At 46.5% G+C, this 17,198-nt stretch carries 15 protein-coding genes; 10 read left to right on the forward strand and 5 right to left on the reverse strand.

Annotated elements, in window-relative coordinates; translation table 11 throughout:
- The first annotated feature begins 214 nt into the window (after positions 1 to 214).
- Complete coding sequence (locus tag GCU85_RS08445) at positions 215 to 844, forward strand: hypothetical protein (protein WP_152810747.1); 630 nt, start codon at positions 215 to 217, stop codon at positions 842 to 844.
- Here GCU85_RS08445 and GCU85_RS08450 read toward each other — a convergent pair.
- Positions 819 to 1,133: a hypothetical protein gene (locus GCU85_RS08450; RefSeq protein WP_152810748.1), complete on the reverse strand. Its 315-nt coding sequence runs from the start codon at positions 1,131 to 1,133 to the stop codon at positions 819 to 821. The genes GCU85_RS08445 and GCU85_RS08450 overlap by 26 nt on opposite strands.
- Positions 1,134 to 1,874 (reverse strand): superantigen-like protein SSL4, encoded by a 741-nt coding sequence (locus GCU85_RS08455; RefSeq protein ID WP_152810749.1) that lies wholly within the window; start codon positions 1,872 to 1,874, stop codon positions 1,134 to 1,136. It abuts the gene before it with no gap.
- A 236-nt stretch (positions 1,875 to 2,110) separates the two neighbouring features.
- On the opposite strand from GCU85_RS08455, the gene GCU85_RS08460 reads away from it, so the two are divergent.
- The 9 genes from GCU85_RS08460 to GCU85_RS08500 all read left to right on the forward strand — a co-directional run bounded on the left by GCU85_RS08460 (position 2,111) and on the right by GCU85_RS08500 (position 10,726).
- Positions 2,111 to 3,274, forward strand: a complete 1,164-nt coding sequence (locus GCU85_RS08460; protein WP_152810750.1) for an SAM-dependent methyltransferase — start codon at positions 2,111 to 2,113, stop codon at positions 3,272 to 3,274.
- Positions 3,275 to 3,308: 34 nt separating this feature from the next.
- A complete protein-coding gene (locus tag GCU85_RS08465; RefSeq protein WP_218110629.1) occupies positions 3,309 to 4,775 on the forward strand; it encodes an MFS transporter in 1,467 nt (488 codons plus the stop codon).
- A 2-nt stretch (positions 4,776 to 4,777) separates the two neighbouring features.
- Positions 4,778 to 5,335, forward strand: a complete 558-nt coding sequence (locus GCU85_RS08470; RefSeq protein WP_218110630.1) for a DUF3833 domain-containing protein — start codon at positions 4,778 to 4,780, stop codon at positions 5,333 to 5,335.
- 14 nt (positions 5,336 to 5,349) lie between these two features.
- Positions 5,350 to 6,138, forward strand: a complete 789-nt coding sequence (locus tag GCU85_RS08475) for an SDR family NAD(P)-dependent oxidoreductase (RefSeq protein WP_152810751.1) — start codon at positions 5,350 to 5,352, stop codon at positions 6,136 to 6,138.
- A gap of 502 nt (positions 6,139 to 6,640) precedes the next feature.
- A complete protein-coding gene (locus GCU85_RS08480; RefSeq protein ID WP_152810752.1) occupies positions 6,641 to 7,438 on the forward strand; it encodes a transporter substrate-binding domain-containing protein in 798 nt (265 codons plus the stop codon).
- 227 nt (positions 7,439 to 7,665) lie between these two features.
- A complete protein-coding gene (locus GCU85_RS08485) occupies positions 7,666 to 8,469 on the forward strand; it encodes a creatininase family protein (RefSeq protein ID WP_152810753.1) in 804 nt (267 codons plus the stop codon).
- Between the two features lie 10 nt (positions 8,470 to 8,479).
- Complete coding sequence (locus GCU85_RS08490) at positions 8,480 to 9,127, forward strand: amino acid ABC transporter permease (protein ID WP_152810754.1); 648 nt, start codon at positions 8,480 to 8,482, stop codon at positions 9,125 to 9,127.
- Between the two features lie 26 nt (positions 9,128 to 9,153).
- On the forward strand, positions 9,154 to 9,810 hold the full coding sequence (locus GCU85_RS08495; protein ID WP_152810755.1) for an amino acid ABC transporter permease: 657 nt from the start codon (positions 9,154 to 9,156) through the stop codon (positions 9,808 to 9,810).
- Positions 9,811 to 9,952: 142 nt separating this feature from the next.
- Positions 9,953 to 10,726, forward strand: coding sequence for an amino acid ABC transporter ATP-binding protein (locus GCU85_RS08500; protein ID WP_152810756.1), 774 nt, complete (start codon positions 9,953 to 9,955; stop codon positions 10,724 to 10,726).
- 138 nt (positions 10,727 to 10,864) lie between these two features.
- Here GCU85_RS08500 and GCU85_RS08505 read toward each other — a convergent pair whose 3' ends face one another.
- The 3 genes from GCU85_RS08505 to GCU85_RS08515 are packed head-to-tail and all read right to left on the reverse strand — an operon-like array spanning position 10,865 to position 17,146.
- A complete protein-coding gene (locus tag GCU85_RS08505; RefSeq protein ID WP_152810757.1) occupies positions 10,865 to 12,328 on the reverse strand; it encodes an efflux transporter outer membrane subunit in 1,464 nt (487 codons plus the stop codon).
- Complete coding sequence (locus GCU85_RS08510) at positions 12,325 to 15,486, reverse strand: efflux RND transporter permease subunit (protein ID WP_152810758.1); 3,162 nt, start codon at positions 15,484 to 15,486, stop codon at positions 12,325 to 12,327. The genes GCU85_RS08505 and GCU85_RS08510 overlap by 4 nt, the downstream gene beginning before the upstream one ends.
- A complete protein-coding gene (locus tag GCU85_RS08515) occupies positions 15,479 to 17,146 on the reverse strand; it encodes an efflux RND transporter periplasmic adaptor subunit (protein WP_152810759.1) in 1,668 nt (555 codons plus the stop codon). The genes GCU85_RS08510 and GCU85_RS08515 overlap by 8 nt, the downstream gene beginning before the upstream one ends.
- Between the last annotated feature and the right edge of the window lie 52 nt (positions 17,147 to 17,198).

Here is a 17,198-nt window from a genome sequence, read left to right on the forward strand (position 1 = left end):
CTATCACCCACCGCTAATTCAGGCCCAGTGACAAAGGCATCGTATTCCCCACTACCTACCAACAAATCTGGCGGAACAATCAAAGAATCCCATCCCGCAGGACGACTAGTCTCGGATAGATTATCGTAAAGCGTTTCATCGCGTTATTTGTCGTTCTGTGATAGGATGATCTTTATTTACAGAATGCCTTTATGGTCTTTATGGAGATTGATTTGTGTTACGCGCCTTATTTTTGCTGATAGTTTGTACATTTTTGTCGGGTTGCTTCACTGCTTTGATGTGGTCACATTCATCGGTTGACGAATATACCTATCGAAATGTTGAAATTGACGGTTTTTTTGTCAATGACGTGCGCTCAAAATTGATTGTAACCAGCTACGATAATGCTTATTCATTTTCGATTTCAGAAAGTTTTGCTGATACCTTGATGCTCTCAAGAGAAATACAATTCACTCCGGAATTTGCCAATTTTATCATCAACGAGGAAAATGAAATCAAGGGTTCAATCACATTAACCTATAAGTTTGCGCATAACGATGATCGTAGCCCAGAGCAGACAAAAGCGCTTAGGGCGCAACTTGCTTCCCTTGGATTCAAGGCTTCAAGAGATAAAATGACTTATACCAGAGATACGAGCCTTCATGGTCGCAAGCATTTGTTACCAGAAGGAATTCAATTACAACGATTAGACAAGAAACTGACAATTAGAGTTCGACAGCCAGCCAGTATACCCATGGAAGTTATTGGGGATGTTACTGAAAAAGTATTATTAACACCTGTGACATTACTAATAGATAGTATAGTAACGCCGGTTTTATTTATGCAAGATTTGACCAGACATTAAAACCCTCGTCATGATTATACGCCAATTCATAGGTGATGGGCGTCTGAGGATAGTCTGTTTGTAGTTGCTTTTGATACGCGCTCTGAACCACTCGTTGGCTAAGCTTCGCATCTTTTTCCGTATTCCATACGCCATTGACAAAAAATAGGCTTATGGGGGTTCCACAGGATTGGACGCTATCCTTTTCACTGGCAAGGCTGAGCGATGATGTGGAAAAAATTGTTCCTAGCAAGCAGTACATAGAAATGCGTGTGCATTTTTGTAGGTAATGAGCAGTCATTCGTTTCATTTAATTTTCCTCCATAAACTCGATATACAGGCAAGGTTGAGCAACGTCCTTGAAAGAAAGGACTTGCCCACTGCGATACATATTAAAATGGCTATAGACCTCAGCACGCTCAGGCGTGTTAATGAGTAAGGCCTGACTCCAAGCGCCAAGATGGTGCGGCATAATGTCTTCATCTAACCAGCCGTTTGCAACGGCTTCATCTACTCGATCAAACAAACATTGTATTGCCGCATCCATTAGACCTTCAGTCGCGTCTAGGCGTGTGGTATCATTGCTATGCCTTGCCATAATGGTTTCTTGCAGCATAGCGGCATCTTGGTACATGGCATAGCGCAGATTTCGCAGTTTGTCACCGGGGAGTCGCTCATAAATCGCCAACTCCAAATCATCACGGATACCATCGCCATCGCTATCAATCCCCTCTAGGGTTAGTTTCCCCGCCTCGCCTGGGTGGGCAGGGATGGTGGCATCGGGATCTACGGAAAAACCTGGATGCGGGAAAGGGTCAGCGTCTGGCGTTGTCAGATTGGGAGATTGGTTAGCGGATTGTTTGGTGGATTGTTTGGTGGATTGTTTGGTGGATTGTTTGGTGGATTGGTTGGCGGGATCGTTTAGCGGTTTAGTTGCATCTGCCCATGCTGTGTTTCCCAGTAGCACTAGCGCTACGAAGATTGCCTTTATTGGGAAGATTGCCTTTATTGGGAAGGCACTTATTGATTTTTCCATTGTTTTTTTTGCCATTAATTTTGCCCTGCTGGTCTGTTGAGTTTTTGCTATACCATAACACAAAACAACGATGAATCATTTCTGATGCGGTAATTTATGATACACTGTGATACGTGTTATTTTATGGGCTGATAGATGCAGTAGTCTAGCAAGATGCAGCAGTCTAGCAGCAGTCTAGGCGTGATAATCACCACGCCCGGCCATCATAACTCGCAACGATAAACCATAACAAACAACGATACGCTATTGCGATGGATAAAACGACCCAACTGCTATTACGTGCGCTAGAAAACACCGTCTACGGACAGTGCGAAGTCATTTTGGATACGGGACAATCGTATGCGTTTGCGGGGAAATACCCAGGGCCTGCCGCCAGTATTCGCATTCACCATCCACAGATGCTCCGCCAAGTGGCGATTGGCGGTGATATTGCCTTTGCCGATGCTTATCGCTTGGGGCATTGGGATAGCGAAGATATTGCTGGGTTGGTTGAGTTTGTGCTTTGTAATGAACACGCATTGCAGCCGTTTATTTTTGGTCAGCGTTTGCGCCAATGGCTATCACAATTGCTGTATGTGTTTCGCCGTAATACCCGCGCGGGCAGCCGCAAAAACATCCATGCGCATTATGACTTGGGTAATGATTTTTATGCGTTGTGGCTAGATGCGACGATGTCTTATTCGTCAGCTTGGTATCGCCACGGCAATGAGGATTTATTTACCGCACAACAGCATAAATATGACCGTATTTTGGCGCAATTTGATACCCAACCACAGCAACTATTGGAAATTGGCTGTGGCTGGGGTGGGTTTGCTGAACGCTGTTTAACCCAGACCAATCACCATGTCAAAGGCATTACCATTTCAACCCAACAACACGATTATGCCGTCCAGCGACTACAGCCGTTTGGCGATGCAGCAACGGTTGTTTTAGAGGATTATCGAGACCAGCGCGGCAAATACGATGGATTGGTGTCGATTGAAATGTTTGAAGCCGTTGGTGAGCGCTATTGGAAAACCTACTTTGCTCAAGTCAACGCGCTGCTACAAAAAAAAGGCACGGCAGTCATTCAAACCATCACCATCGATGACGACCATTTTGCAAATTACCGTAAAAGTGGCGATGCGATTCGTAGCTTTATTTTCCCTGGCGGGATGTTGCCAAGCCCTAGTCGATTGAAACAACTGGCGCAGGCGGCTAATCTGCAAATTACGGATACCTTTTACTTTGGGCAGGATTATGCCAAAACCTTGTTGGATTGGTTAGCGCGGTTTGACCGCCAAGTCGATTTAATTGCGAGCCAACACTTAGACCCTGGGTTTGCCCGATTATGGCGCTTTTATTTGGCGTATTGTGCAGGTGCGTTTAACGCAGGGCGGACCAATGTGGTGCAACTGACACTACGCCATGCGTAACTAGCGAATAAAGTGGTAACAAACGTGGTGCCTCGTGACACGTAAAGCCCCTACGGGTTTGCCCGATACGCCTGTGTCGGATGTGCCTGTGTCGGATGTGCCTGTGGGGCATCGGCGTCGTCATTTGCTGCAATATAGCTTGCTGGCGTTGCCGTTGGCGTTTGCTGGATTGCCGATTTATCTGCATGTCCCCGAATTCTATGCCACGCAGTTTGCGTTATCACTGCCAGAGATTGGTTTGTTATTGCTGTTACTCCGTGCTTTTGACGCAGTGCAAGACCCATTGATTGGCTATTTCAGCGATCGTTTTTTTCGCTTTCGACGATTGATTATCAACGTAGGGGCGGGGCTGCTATTGGTGGGTTTTTGGGTGTTGTTTCACCCTGACTGGTTCTCCCCCAAAGCTGCCTTGATTATCGGTATGCTATTGTGTAATTTAGGGTTTAGCGTGGTGAGTATTAATTATTATACCCTAGGTGGTTTGTGGGTGTCGCGTGAATCAGAGCGCGCGCGGATTACCACGTGGCGCGAAGGATTTGGGTTAATCGGGTTATTGCTCGCAGCCGTCGCGCCAATGATGCTGGGGAGCCGAGATGATGCGCCAACTGCCTTTCATTGGTTATCAGTCATTTATGTTCCGATGTTATTATTGGGGCTGTGGGTGTTTTTCCGTTGGTTTGAACGCAGCGTACTCAGCGGTACGTTCAGCGGAACATCCAGTAGCACGTGCAGCGGCACATTTAGCAGGGCACCCAGCCTGCCCACCCGTTCACCAACCTATGGATTGGGTGGCGTGTTTTATCCTTGGGGGCGACAGTTTTACGTAATCTATGCGTTTAATTTATTGGCGAGCGCAATCCCTGCGGTGTTGTTTTTATTCTTTGTTAATGACCGTATACTAGCGCCAGATTGGAGTGGCTTGTTTTTATTGATCTATTTTCTCGGTGGTGCATGCGCCATGCCACTTTGGCAGTGGCTTGCGAAAAAAATAGGCAAACGACAGGCTTGGTTAGTCAGCATGGCGCTTGCGACAATGACCTTTGTTTGGGTATTTGGTCTCGCGGCGGGGGATCTGGTGGCGTATGGTTTTGTCTGTTTGTTATCGGGCTTGGCGTTGGGCGCTGATTTGGCGTTGCCACCTGCGATAGTCGCTGATCATTTGGCATCTACAGGCAATTATCGCCGTGCATCGCGACATTTTTCGATGATGACTTTTTTATCCAAGTCGGCATTGGCATTGGCAACTGGGGTGACATTGCCCATGCTTGGTTGGCTGGGCTATCAACCGGGGCAGGTGAGTGATTATGCGGTAACTAATTATTTGAGTTATACTTATGCTTTGTTGCCATGTATGATAAAGTTGTTTGTGATGGGGTTGTTGTGGCGTTTTATCCGTTGTCATACCAATGGTACGAATGGTACGGATGGTACGAATGGTGCGAATGGTGCGAATGGTGCGAATGAGACGACTATAAACAATCCGACAACAGAGCGTAGTTAACCATGAAAATAAAGGTATTACTGATGAGTATCACGGCATTGATTAGCGCTTGTTTTGGCGATATAAAAGGGGAACAGTACGATACGGAACAGCCTAAGCTGGAATTATCGGCTTATTTTGATGGGCCGATTAAAGCGTGGGGCATCATCCAAGACCGCAGTGGCAATATCACCACACGGTTTGACGTAGAGATTATCGGGCAGTGGCAGGGCGACCAAGGCATACTGGATGAAACGTTTCGGTTTTATGACGGTAAAGTGCAAACGCGGCGCTGGGAAATTACTAAAATTGATGGACTTAATTATGTTGGTACAGCAGGTGATATTATCGGTGAAGCCAAGGGCAAAGCGCACGGCAACGCCGTGTATTGGACCTACACCATGGATGTGCCAGTCGATGACACGCACTATCGTCTGAAATTTGACGACTGGATGTGGCTGATGAATGACGATGTGCTAATCAACCGTTCGTATATGAAAAAATTTGGTATTACGGTGGCTGAGCTGACGATATTTATGCAAAAACAATCCAATGAACCCAGTAACCCCAGTAACCCATAGTATTATTATATAGCATGCCAAATCAACCAGCATATACTTGGATTATCGGGGCCAGCGCAGGCATTGGTAAAGCCCTAGCCCAATACTACGCCCAACATGATGCTGAGCAGGGGGATTGTTTGGTGTTGTCAGCACGAAATGAAGCGGCGCTCATTGATTTACAACAGTCATTGGCTGGCGGGCCACACCACGTGGTGGCGTTTGATGTGAGCTGCTATGACAGCGTATTGCAGGCAAAAAACACGATATTAAGCCGTCAATTAGATATTCATCGGGTAATTTTTATGGCAGGGGTTTACCAACCGATGCGCTTAGGCGAGTTGCAACACGCACAAGTAGCGCAGATTATTTCGGTGAATTTGTTGGGGGCTTTTTATGTGACAGAAATTGTCCTGCCAATACTGCTTGCGCAAACGGACAACCGCGACAACCGCGACAGCAATCGTAGTCGACCGCAATTGGCATTGTGTGCCAGCGTTGCTGGCTATCGTGGTCTGCCCAATAGCCAGCCTTATGGCGCGACCAAGGCAGGCGTGATTAATCTTGCCGAATCGCTACGCACAGAATACGGCAAACAACTGGATATTCGCTTGATTAACCCTGGGTTTGTGGCAACCCAATTGACGGCAAAAAATGATTTTCATATGCCAGCACAGCTAACCCCTGAGCAAGCCGCTACTGCAATTGCCAAGGGGCTTGCGGGTCGGCGGTTTGAAATACATTTCCCCAAACGCTTTACCTACGTGGTAAAACTCATTAGTCGCCTGCCGTATTGGCTGTACTTTGCGCTATTTACGCGTTAGTCGGGCGTTAGTCGGGCGTTAGTCGGGCGTTAGTTAGGCTTGGCTTATTCAAAAACCCCTATTCAAAAAAACCTATTCAAAAAAACCTATTCAAAAAAACCTATTCAAAAAACGAACGACAATTTAGCAGATGAGCCGATGAATGACCACCGTTATCTGATTACTTTGTCATCGAAATATCCTCGCGACGCGATACATCCTAATGGCGCCAAATATCCTAATGACGGGTTATCACGGCAGGGTTTCACAGGGCTACATAGCCCGCTATAGTCGCCCTATAGTTTTTTCTTATAAAATCTATTTGTAGAACCCATCGAATCATGTTATGCTTAAAACGCTTTTAAGTGTCATATTTTGTTATTTTTAAGCATAATGTTTATTGGGGCAGGTGCTGCTGTATGCAATAAAGCCGAACCTGGTTTAGACTGACCTAATTGCCATAATAATTAAATAGTTAAGCAGTAATATATCCATCAACAACCTGATAAAAGAGGAAAGTAACATGAGTGTAAAAAACGTATTAAAAAATATCAAAACGACCGCGTTAGCTAGCGCAATTGCCTTGACTGGGGTTGCCATGATGTCAACGGCAGGGGCTGATGAACTAGACAAAATTAAAGAAAAAGGCGTGTTACGCATTGCCATGAGTGGCGCGTACCCACCGTTTAATTTTGTCAATGATCAAAATGAAGTGGTGGGGTTTGACCCCGCTATTGGTAGCGAAATTGCAAAACGCATGGGGCTAGAAGTTGAAATTATCACCACAGCATGGGATGGAATTATTGCAGGGTTATTGGCCAATAAATACGATGCCGTCGTTGGTTCAATGTCAATCACGGAAGAGCGTCAAAAAGTAATAGATTTTGTTGGCCCTTATTATACAACGCGCCGCGCCATGTTTACCAAACCCGACAGTGGTATTGATTCGTTAGAAAAGGCAGCTGATAAGCGCATGGGTGTGACTTTGGGGGAAACGCACGAAGACTGGGCGCGAGCTAAAGACTATAGCATTCGTACCTACAAAGGTCTGCCAGAGTTGCTGTTAGAGCTAAAAAATGGCCGTGTGGATGTCATTGTTAATGATGGCATTGCCGCAATTTTGGCTATCAAGGAAAATGGTTATGACTTTGTTCAAGTGACGCTGCCAGAAGCAGAAAGCCAGCCGATTTCGGCAGGTATTGCTATTCGTAAAGGTAACCCAGAGTTAGCCGCCGCAATGCAGGCCGCACTCGATGCGCTAATGGAGGATGGTACGTACCTGAAAATCGCCGAAGAATGGATTGGTGCTGACATCCGTTAGGCGCTGACATCCGTTAGGCGCTGATGTCCGTTAAACGATTGAAACGGTTTTATACCTAATTGATCTAATTGAAATCGCCAGCAACAGAGTGCTTGATTGTATTGTGTTGTTGGTGATTCAAACAATGAGCAATCAATGAACAATCAATGAACAATCAATGAACAATCAATGAATAAACGCCAGATAATTGCAAGTCAAGTCACAAGTCAAGTAACAAGGTGAAAGCAATGCCGAAGTCAATTAACACAAATTATGGGAAATTAACGTGGGAACAAGTGCGGGATGCTGACAAAGACCGAGTGGTTATTTTAAATGTATCGGCAACCGAAGACCACGGCCCACATATGCCATTGGATACAGATACGGTGCTGGGTATGGCGGTTGCCAATGGTGTGGCAGCAGCGATTCCTGATGAAGTGCTTGTCATGCCACCCATTGCTTATGGGTTCAACGAGCATCATAAGGATTTCCCTGGGGTCATTTGGATCCAACCTGAGACGCTAATTGCATTTATCACTGATGTGACGAAATCATTGGCACACCATGGTTTTCGGCGTATTTTGTTATTGAATTCTCATGGTTCTAACCACCCTGTGCTGGATTTGGCAGCACGCAAAACCGTGATAGAAACAGAGATTATTTGTGTCTCTGCTTCTTATTGGAATCTGTGTTCAGAGCGAATTAACGCGATACGACAATCAGATATCGGCGGCATTGCACATGCTTGTGAATTTGAGGCAGCAATGTATGCGCATCTGGAGCCAGAGCATGTTGATTTAAGCAAAGCGGCAACACAAAATCTGCATGATGACAAAAGCCAATTTTTTAACCTTGATTTAACCACAGGCGGTGGCAAAGCCATGCTAATGCGCTGGTGGTCAGCGGTATCCCCTGATGGCACGATGGGCGATCCTGTGGTCGCAAACCCAGAGACGGGGCGCGAATTTTTAGCCGCTGCAATCGAAGAAACGACAGCGCTTGTTCGTGAAATACGCGCGCTGCCAATACTGTCTCGTATAGACCATCACTGAGGAGAATACGATGGATTTTGAACTCATTTTAAAAGTCTATCCGTTTTTTATTAAGGCGGCAGGCATTACGATTTTACTATCAATACTCACTGCTTTGCTGGGAATTTTTTGTGCGGTGTTGGGTGTTTATGCACGGCTTTCGCGGTTTGTTTGGTTACGATTTATTGGTGCGGCGTACGTCAGTGTGTTTCGTGGGACGCCTGCACTGATTCAATTGTTTATTCTGTATTTTGGTGGCCCCCAAATTGGGATTCAATTAACCGCATTTGAAGCAGGTGTGATTGGACTGGGGCTAAATATCGGCGCATACATGACCGAGACGATTCGGGGTGCGATTGTCTCGGTTAATAAGGGACAAAGTGAGGCTGGGCGTACCTTGGGGTTGAGCCGCTGGCTGACCATGCGCTATGTGATTTTACCACAAGCCTTTCGTTTGATGATTCGCCCCTTAGGGGTCAATATTAATGCCCTGATTAAAGGAACATCGCTAGTGGCGGCGATTTCGGTGGTCGAGCTGACTTACACAGCACAACGCTATATCGGTTCGACCTATAAACCGTTTGAGATGTTTTTACTGGCTGGGGTTTTCTATATGGTCATTGTCTATGTCGTTGCACGTGGCATTACTTGGCTGGATAACAAAGCGAAAATCGCTTGATTAAGATGACTTAAGGGGTACACATTATGGGATTAGATTTTACCGTCATTAATGGTTATTGGGGCGTTATTTTTATCGGGTTGTTATGGACGATAGGGATTACGCTTGCTGCCGCGTTGGTGAGCTTTTTTGGTGGCATTATTTTTGCGGTTATTGCGCTGTACACGCCTAACTGGATTCGGCTACCGTTTCGCGCCTTTGAATGGACGTTTATGGGGACGCCTCTGCTGTTGCAGTTGTTTTTGATTTACTTTGGGTTAGTGCAAATTGGCATTGATTTACCCGCTTTTGTGGCTGGGGTGATTGGGTTGGGTTTACACTTTGCTGTGTATAATTCAGAGCTTATTCAAAGTAGTATTCTCGCCGTTGATAAAGGACAAATGGAAGCTGCGCGGACATTAGGGCTAAGCCGTGGACAAGCGCTACGTAAAATCGTCATTCCGCAAGCCGTACGCGACGTTATCCCACCAATTGGCAATAATATGATTGCGTTACTGAAAGACTCAGCATTGGTTTCTATCATTGGGGTGTCAGAGCTTACCCTGTCTGCCCAACGCGGTATTGGTAGCACGTACCGCCCATTTGAATTCTATGTGCTCGTAGCGGCTTGCTACTACGTCATTAATTTGGCAATGGAATGGGGGCTTCGCCATATCGAACGTCGTATCCAAACGGCACGATGAGGCAGGCTACAAACAGACTGCAAACAGACTGCAAACAGACTGCAAACAGACTGCAAACAGACTGCAAACAGACTGCAAACAGACTGCAATCAAACCGATAACAACGAATAGTTAATATGACCGACTGATTAGGATAAAAGAAATGACAAAACAAAAACCATTTATTGATATTCGCCATGCGAAAAAAAGTTTTGGGCCGCTAGAGGTACTCAAAGACATTAGCCTACAAGTTGAGCGGGGTCAAATTGTCGCCATTATTGGTCCATCAGGATCGGGGAAAAGCACCTTGCTACGCGCGATTAACGAATTAGACCCGTTAACAGGTGGTGAAATCTGGCTAGAAGGCACCCAGATTAATAAAGATTTACCGCATCGGCAATACGAAAAACACCTCAATCAAGTTCGCCAAGATATCGGGATGGTGTTTCAGCATTTTAACTTGTTTCCGCATTTGCGAGTCCGTGAAAATATCACGCTGGCGCCCAAACTGCTAAAAAAAATATCGGACGAAGCGGCCAATGCCTTGGCTGAAGAACAGTTAAAAAAAGTTGGAATGTTAGAGCGTATTGATTTTTTCCCCTCGCAGTTGTCAGGCGGGCAAAAACAGCGTGTCGCCATCGCGCGTGCATTGGCGATGCAGCCCAAAGTCATGTTGTTTGATGAAGCGACCTCAGCACTAGACCCTGAGTTGGTCGAAGAGGTGAACCAAGTCATGAAAAACCTTGCCAAGGAAGACATGACCATGATTATTGTCACCCACGAAATGGATTTTGCCGAGAGCGTCTGCGATCGGGTGTTATTTATGGATCAAGGCGTAGTCGTTGAAGAAGGGCCGCCTAGCGTGATTTTTCACAATCCAACGCATGAGCGCACCCAAAACTTTTTGCGTAAACATTTGGCGAATAATCGCGCGTAATTGGTCGGTTTTGAGTTTAAGACTAATATGTAAAACTAACTCATTTAAGGCGAATTAATGTAAAGCCGCTTGCTTTTCAGTACGAATCAAGCGGTTTCTCTATTGGCACTATTCCTAGTAAGACTATTTCTAGTGACGCTATTCCTGCCAGCCGCCACCCATTGCTTTAAATAATGCAACGCTAGCCGCTAGCCGAGCCAGTGATGCGCGTTCAAGGGTATCGCTGGCTGTGAGCCACGCTTGCTGACTTGTCAGTACGGTTTGTAGGTCAGCGACACCCAAATCGTGTTGTTTTTTGGCGATTTGATACGTTTGGTAGGCATTGTCTGACGCTTGTTGTAATTGCGTTTGGCGTGTGGTGGTTTTTTGTGCAGTGGTTAGCGCGTTTTCGGCTTCTTTAAAGGCAATAAGCACCGTTTGGCGATAATTAGCGACCAGCTCCTTTTGCTTGGCGGTGACGCGGTTGAGGTTGGCTTGTAAACGACCGCCTTGAAAAATCGGCGCAAATAGCGAGCCTGCAATAGGAAGCGCCGTTGCTGATGGATTGATTGCTAACAAAAGGTTAGCCCCAATGTTAAGCGACGGATAAAACGCCGCCCGCGCGGCCCCAATATCTGCATTGGCGGCTTGTAAACGGGCCTCTATTGATTTAATGTCTGGCCTGCGCTCGAGTAATTCAGCCGGTTGTAGTGCGGCGATTTTGGGGACATTCAGTTCGCTGAAATCTTGAGCTTGTAGGCGAAAAGTCTGCGCTGGCTCGCCGACTAAAACAGCCAATGCGTTTTGTGTTGTCTCTAGTGCTTGTTCTAGTGCGGTGACGGTTGCATTGGATTCGGCGACGTTTTGTTCTTGCTGTGATATGTCGAGTTGGGTGCGCGAGCCTGTTTGGAATCGTGCTTGTATGACTTGTAGTAATTGGGTTGCGATTTGCTGTTTTTGTTTTGCGATACGGAGTTGGGATTGTCGGTTAAGCACCTCAAAGTAGGTATTGGCGACATCACTCATCACAATCAATGCCAAAGCATCATGGGCATACTGTGATCCGAGTAATGCGCTACTCGCGGATTCGGTATTGGCGCGATTACGCCCAAATAAATCAACTTCGTAGGCAATGCCTGCATCGACGGTGAAATCAGGAATACCATTTTTGCGCTGATCAGTAATGTTGGTGGCTTGTGTGGTGCCTGTGCGCAAACCAGTGCCAATCCCTGCCGTGGGTAGGCGTGACGCGTTAACAATTGTGCGTGTTTCTCTGGCTTGCTCAATGCGGTGTAAAGCGGCCTGTAAGTCTTGGTTGTTTGCCAAGGCGCGTTTGATTAATTGATTGAGTTCATCGCTACCAAAATCCGTCCACCATTCAGGGCGAATATCGTTTGCAATACCATTTTCAGTATTATCTAGCGCAGCATTATCTAGCGCACGACCTTCAGTCTGTGGTAGCGCGCGCCAAGGCGGTGTTTCGATTGTAGGGGCTTGGTAATCAGGCGTGAGCGAGCAAGCCGGCAATAGCAATGCCATTATGGCTGCCATTATAGCCAAAAATAACGGGTTTTTTTCGGGGGGCGTGATGTGTTTAATCGTCAATGCGAGTAAGTTTTTCATGATGTTTGTTCCTCACTGATTGGGAGTTTATAACGCCACTGCAAGTAAATCGCATAAATGGCCGGGATAAACAATAAAGTCAAAATAAGTGTCGATGCCATGCCGCCAAGCATGGGTAGCGCAATACGACGCATGACATCAGAGCCAGGCCCTTCGGTTAAGAAAATAGGAATCAATCCGAGCAGAATAGTCCCTACCGTCATGAGTTTGGGGCGCAAGCGCTGTATTGAACCAAGGCGGATATTGTGTAATAAATCGATTAAGGTTTTGGGTGGGTTTTTTTGGATTTGTAAATCAATATAAAGCAGCATGATAATCGCGGTTTCAACGGCAATCCCCGCGAGGGCAATGAATCCAACGGCAACGGCAACCGATAAGTTATAATCTGCCAACCATACCATCCACAGGCCACCGATAAGACCAAATGGAATCGAGAGCATAATCAAGACGGTTTTATCCCACCGACCGAAGTGCAAGTACAATAAACTAATAATGATTAACAAGGTAGCGGGTATCGCAACGCTCAGGCGTTCGTTCGCTTTTTGAATTTCTTCAAACTGCCCTGAGATAGTTACCGAATAGTTAGGTGGCAAGGTCAGGGTTTGTAAGGCTTCTTGTAATTCGTCGATATAAGACCCTAAATCTTGCCCTTCGATATCGACAAAGACAAAGCCATTAAGGCGTGCGTTCTCTGACTTAATCATGGCAGGGCCGTTGTTTACGCGAATATCGGCAAGTGTTGACAGTGGAATATGACCACCATCAGCGCTAGGGATTAGAATATTATCTAAATCGCTGATATGCTCTCTGAACGGCCTGTCGTAGCGTAAAATGATGGGGTAGCGTGCCCTACCATTGACCGTTTCATCAAGTATCATGCCACCTAGTGCGGTTTGAATAATGCCCTGTACTGTGTCAAGCGCAATGCCATAGCGGGCAATTTCACGGCGGTTGGGGATGATTTCAAGGTACTTTGCGCCTTGAACTCTGTCTGCGATGGCACTCCGTGTGCCAGGCAATTCACGGGCGAATTGCTCGACTTCACGGGCAATTTTATCGATTTCTGTTAAGTCTGGTCCTGATATTTTAATCCCAACAGGCGTACGAATACCAGTACTTAACATATCAATTCGAATTTTAATAGGATAGCCCCAGCTGTTCATCATCCCTGGGAGGCGGACTTGCTGGTTCATTTCGGCGATTAATGCTTCTGGCGTGAGGTTTGGACGCCACTGGTCGCGCGGTTTGAGTGACACCCACGTTTCGATCATGGGTAATGGGGCGGGGTCGGTTGCTGAGTCAGAACGTCCCGCTTTGCCGTAAACCAGATCGACCTCTGGAATGGTCATCAGTTGACGATTAGTGACTTGTAGAATTTCGCGCATTTTCATGGGCGAAACGCCAGGGAGCGTCATTGGCATATACAAAATACCGCCTTCATATAGCGGTGGCATAAATTCGGAGCCAATTTTGGTCGCAGGCACCAGTGTACTCATTAAGGCAATCAGCCCCAAAAACACGGTGGTTTTCCTGAATCGTAAGGCGCCATTTAATAACGGACGGTACAAGAAAATAAAAAAGCGGTTAACTGGATTCTGGGTCTCTGTGCGAATTTTGCCGCGGATTAGGTATAACATTAACACGGGAACCACGGTAATCGATAAAATACTCGCTGCTGCCATGGCATAGGTTTTGGTAAACGCGAGCGGCGTAAATAGGCGTTCTGATTGCCCTGTAAGCGCAAAAATAGGCAAAAACGAGACAGTAATAATCAGCAATGAAAAGAATAGCCCAGGGCCGACTTGTTTGGCACTTTCGAGGAGGACTGATTGTTTTTCAGCTGTTGTTGCGTCGGCATCCAGCATAGAGAGCTTTCTATGCGCATTTTCAATCATGACAATGGAAGCATCTACCATCGAGCCGATGGCAATGGCAATCCCGCCTAAGGACATGATATTGGCGGTAATGCCCTGCATATTCATTAAAATAAACGCAGAAAGGATACCAAGGGGCAAGGTAATGACCGCGACAAATGCACTACGCGCATGGAGCAGAAAGACAAACACGACCAAGATAACCATGAGACTTTCTTCTATCAATTTGTCTTTTAAGTAATCTACAGCGCCTTCAATCAACTCGCTGCGGTCATAGACAATGGTTAATTCCACGCCTTCAGGCAAGCCTTGCTTAATTGAGGCAAGCTTTGCTTTGATATCGTTGATCACAGTGAGCGCATTGGCGCCTGGCCGCATCACGACAATGCCGCCTACGGCTTCGCCTTGTCCATTTAACTCAGTGACGCCACGGCGTATCGCAGGGCCTTCGATTACTCTGGCGACATCGCCAATCGTAATGGGTTGACCATCGATGGTTTTTAGCACAGATTGCGCTAAATCATCGGGTTTTTCGACATAACCAAACGAACGGATTAAATACTCCGCTTCTGCCATTTCTAAGGTGCGTCCGCCAGTTTCTTTGTTACTAGTGCGAACGGCGTTGATGACAGTCGGCAGCGCAATATCGTAAGCGCGTAGCTTGTTGGGGTCAACGAGGACTTGATATTCTTTGACAAAACCACCAACACTGGCGACCTCTGCTACCCCATCGACACTGGCCAGTTCAAAACGAACAAACCAGTCTTGCAAACTACGCAGCGATTGTAAGTCATGCTGTTCGCTTTTATCATAAAGGGCATACTGAAAAACCCATCCAACCCCTGTGGCATCAGGGCCTAGCTGTGGCTTTGCATTGCTTGGGAGTTGTGGCGCGATTTGTGATAGAGACTCTAGTACGCGGCTACGCGCCCAATAAATATCGACGTCGTCTTCGAAAATGACATAAACAAACGACGTGCCGAATAGCGAAAATCCACGAACATCTTTGGTTTTGGGTAGCCCTAGCATTTGACTGGATAATGGAAAAGTCACTTGGTCTTCAATAACTTGTGGCGCTTGACCTGCCCATTCGGTACGTATAATGACTTGCGTATCTGAAAGGTCTGGGATGGCATCTAACGGTATTTTTTTGATAGCAAGGCTACCCGCAAATAGGAGTGCAAGGGCGCCAAGTAAGACAAAAACCCGATTGTGTACTGACCATTCGATAATGCGCGTAGTCAAACCCGTGGTTGGATCGGCGTCTGGGATACGATTACTCATGACGATGTTCCTCGTCTTTTGCAGCGCGGGTTTCTGTTGGGTTGGCTTTATCCATGCCTGAGCCCATGTTTGAGTCCATGCTTGAGTCCATGTTTGAGTCCATGTTTGAGTCCATGCTTGAGTCCATGTTTGAGTCCATGCTTGAGTCCATGCTTGAGTCCATACTTGAGTCCATACTTGAGTCCATGCTTGAATCCATGCTTGAATCCATGCTTGAATCCATGCTTGAATCCATGCTTGAATCCATGCTTGAATCCATGCTTGAATCCATGCTTGAATCCATGCTTGAATCCATGCTTGAATCCATGCTTGAATTCATGTCCATGTCGCGTTGCATGTCGCGCTCGTTTGGTGCACGCATTTGACTCGTGCCGCCACGAAGCGATGCCTCTGCATCAATCAAAAATTGGCCAGAAGTCACGATAGTCGCCCCACTGTCTAATCCAGATAGAATCTCTGTTTGTCCTTGTGCCGTAATGCCCGTTTTGATATCCACAGGCCGAAAGTAGCCATCGCCAAGGCTCTCGATGACTTTGGGGCCTAAGGCATCGTAGATAACGGCTTCGCTAGGTACGGCTAATGATTCTCTTGTGTCGGAATTAAATTGGACATCAACGTAGCTGGCGATTTTGAGCTGTTGATCAGGGTTCGGTAAAACCAAACGGACAGTGCCTGTGCGCTTTTGCGCATCAGCCGTTTCATAAATAAAGTCGATGGTCGCGTCAAAATTTTGCCCTGTTTCGGTTGACTGAACGACTGCGCTTTGCCCAACGGCGAGAAAGGGCAAGTCGCTGAGTGGCACATCGGCTTTGACCCATACCTCGCTATAATCTTGTACGATAAGTGCAGTATTTCCTGCGTTGATAAAAGCCCCTTCGCTAATATTGAGTTGTTCTATCGTGCCTGATTTTGCTGAGTAGAATGGGGTTTCATCGAGTAAACGGCCTTTTTTTCTGAGTAGGGCAATGGCGCTGTCATCCATGCCAAAAAGGCGTAGGCGATTTTTGGCTTGTTTTGATTGATTGCCAATTAGATAATCGGATTGGGCGTTCATTAAATCGGGGCTGTAATAGGTGAATAATAAATCACCTTTTTTGATGGGGTCGCCTGCTGCTTTGGCGGTTAAGTCGACTACCCAGCCTGCCGTTCGCATATCCATGCGATATTCGCTGCGTTCATTAGGCATGATTTGGGCAAAGCTGCGGATATTTTTGCCAATTTGCTGGCGTGTCACAGTGGTGGTTTTGACGCCTAGTGCTTGTTGAAAAGTTGCACTGACTTTGATAGCACCGTCAGGCATGTCGGATTCACTTTCTTCATAAACTGGGACGAGGTCCATGTCCATAAACGGGGATGGGCCGGGTTTGTCAAACTGGGTACCAGGGACCATCGGATCGTGCCAATAGAGTATTTTCCTCTCATCAATGGTGACATCGTTGTTCGTTTCATTTGATGCATCGGTGAAACAAATAGGATCTGGCACAAGCTGCATCCCACAGATAGGACAAGTGTCGCCTTCATCACCGCGAATATGTGGGTGCATGGCGGAAACATATTTGCCTTCTTGGCAAACGCTGGGTAGTTCTGGGTTAGACGATTCTGCAATGGCTGGCTTAGCAAAACCAATACTGGCGATTAGTATCGCGAATAAAATACGCACGGGGTGTTCTCCTTTATTTGAATAGACGAAAAAGCAATCAAAAAAAGAAGCG

It is taken from the genome of Ostreibacterium oceani, from assembly GCF_009362845.1.
GTDB classification, from domain to species: domain Bacteria; phylum Pseudomonadota; class Gammaproteobacteria; order Cardiobacteriales; family Ostreibacteriaceae; genus Ostreibacterium; species Ostreibacterium oceani.

Coding starts and splice junctions, on each gene's coding strand:
- GCU85_RS08510 (WP_152810758.1), bottom strand. CDS start 15,486: ATGAGTAATCGTATCCCAGACGCCGATCCAACCACGGGTTTGACTACG.
- GCU85_RS08480 (WP_152810752.1), top strand. CDS start 6,641: ATGAGTGTAAAAAACGTATTAAAAAATATCAAAACGACCGCGTTAGCT.
- GCU85_RS08485 (WP_152810753.1), top strand. CDS start 7,666: ATGCCGAAGTCAATTAACACAAATTATGGGAAATTAACGTGGGAACAA.
- GCU85_RS08500 (WP_152810756.1), top strand. CDS start 9,953: ATGACAAAACAAAAACCATTTATTGATATTCGCCATGCGAAAAAAAGT.
- GCU85_RS08505 (WP_152810757.1), bottom strand. CDS start 12,328: ATGAAAAACTTACTCGCATTGACGATTAAACACATCACGCCCCCCGAA.
- GCU85_RS08455 (WP_152810749.1), bottom strand. CDS start 1,874: ATGGCAAAAAAAACAATGGAAAAATCAATAAGTGCCTTCCCAATAAAG.
- GCU85_RS08490 (WP_152810754.1), top strand. CDS start 8,480: ATGGATTTTGAACTCATTTTAAAAGTCTATCCGTTTTTTATTAAGGCG.
- GCU85_RS08450 (WP_152810748.1), bottom strand. CDS start 1,133: ATGAAACGAATGACTGCTCATTACCTACAAAAATGCACACGCATTTCT.
- GCU85_RS08475 (WP_152810751.1), top strand. CDS start 5,350: ATGCCAAATCAACCAGCATATACTTGGATTATCGGGGCCAGCGCAGGC.
- GCU85_RS08460 (WP_152810750.1), top strand. CDS start 2,111: ATGGATAAAACGACCCAACTGCTATTACGTGCGCTAGAAAACACCGTC.
- GCU85_RS08495 (WP_152810755.1), top strand. CDS start 9,154: ATGGGATTAGATTTTACCGTCATTAATGGTTATTGGGGCGTTATTTTT.
- GCU85_RS08470 (WP_218110630.1), top strand. CDS start 4,778: ATGAAAATAAAGGTATTACTGATGAGTATCACGGCATTGATTAGCGCT.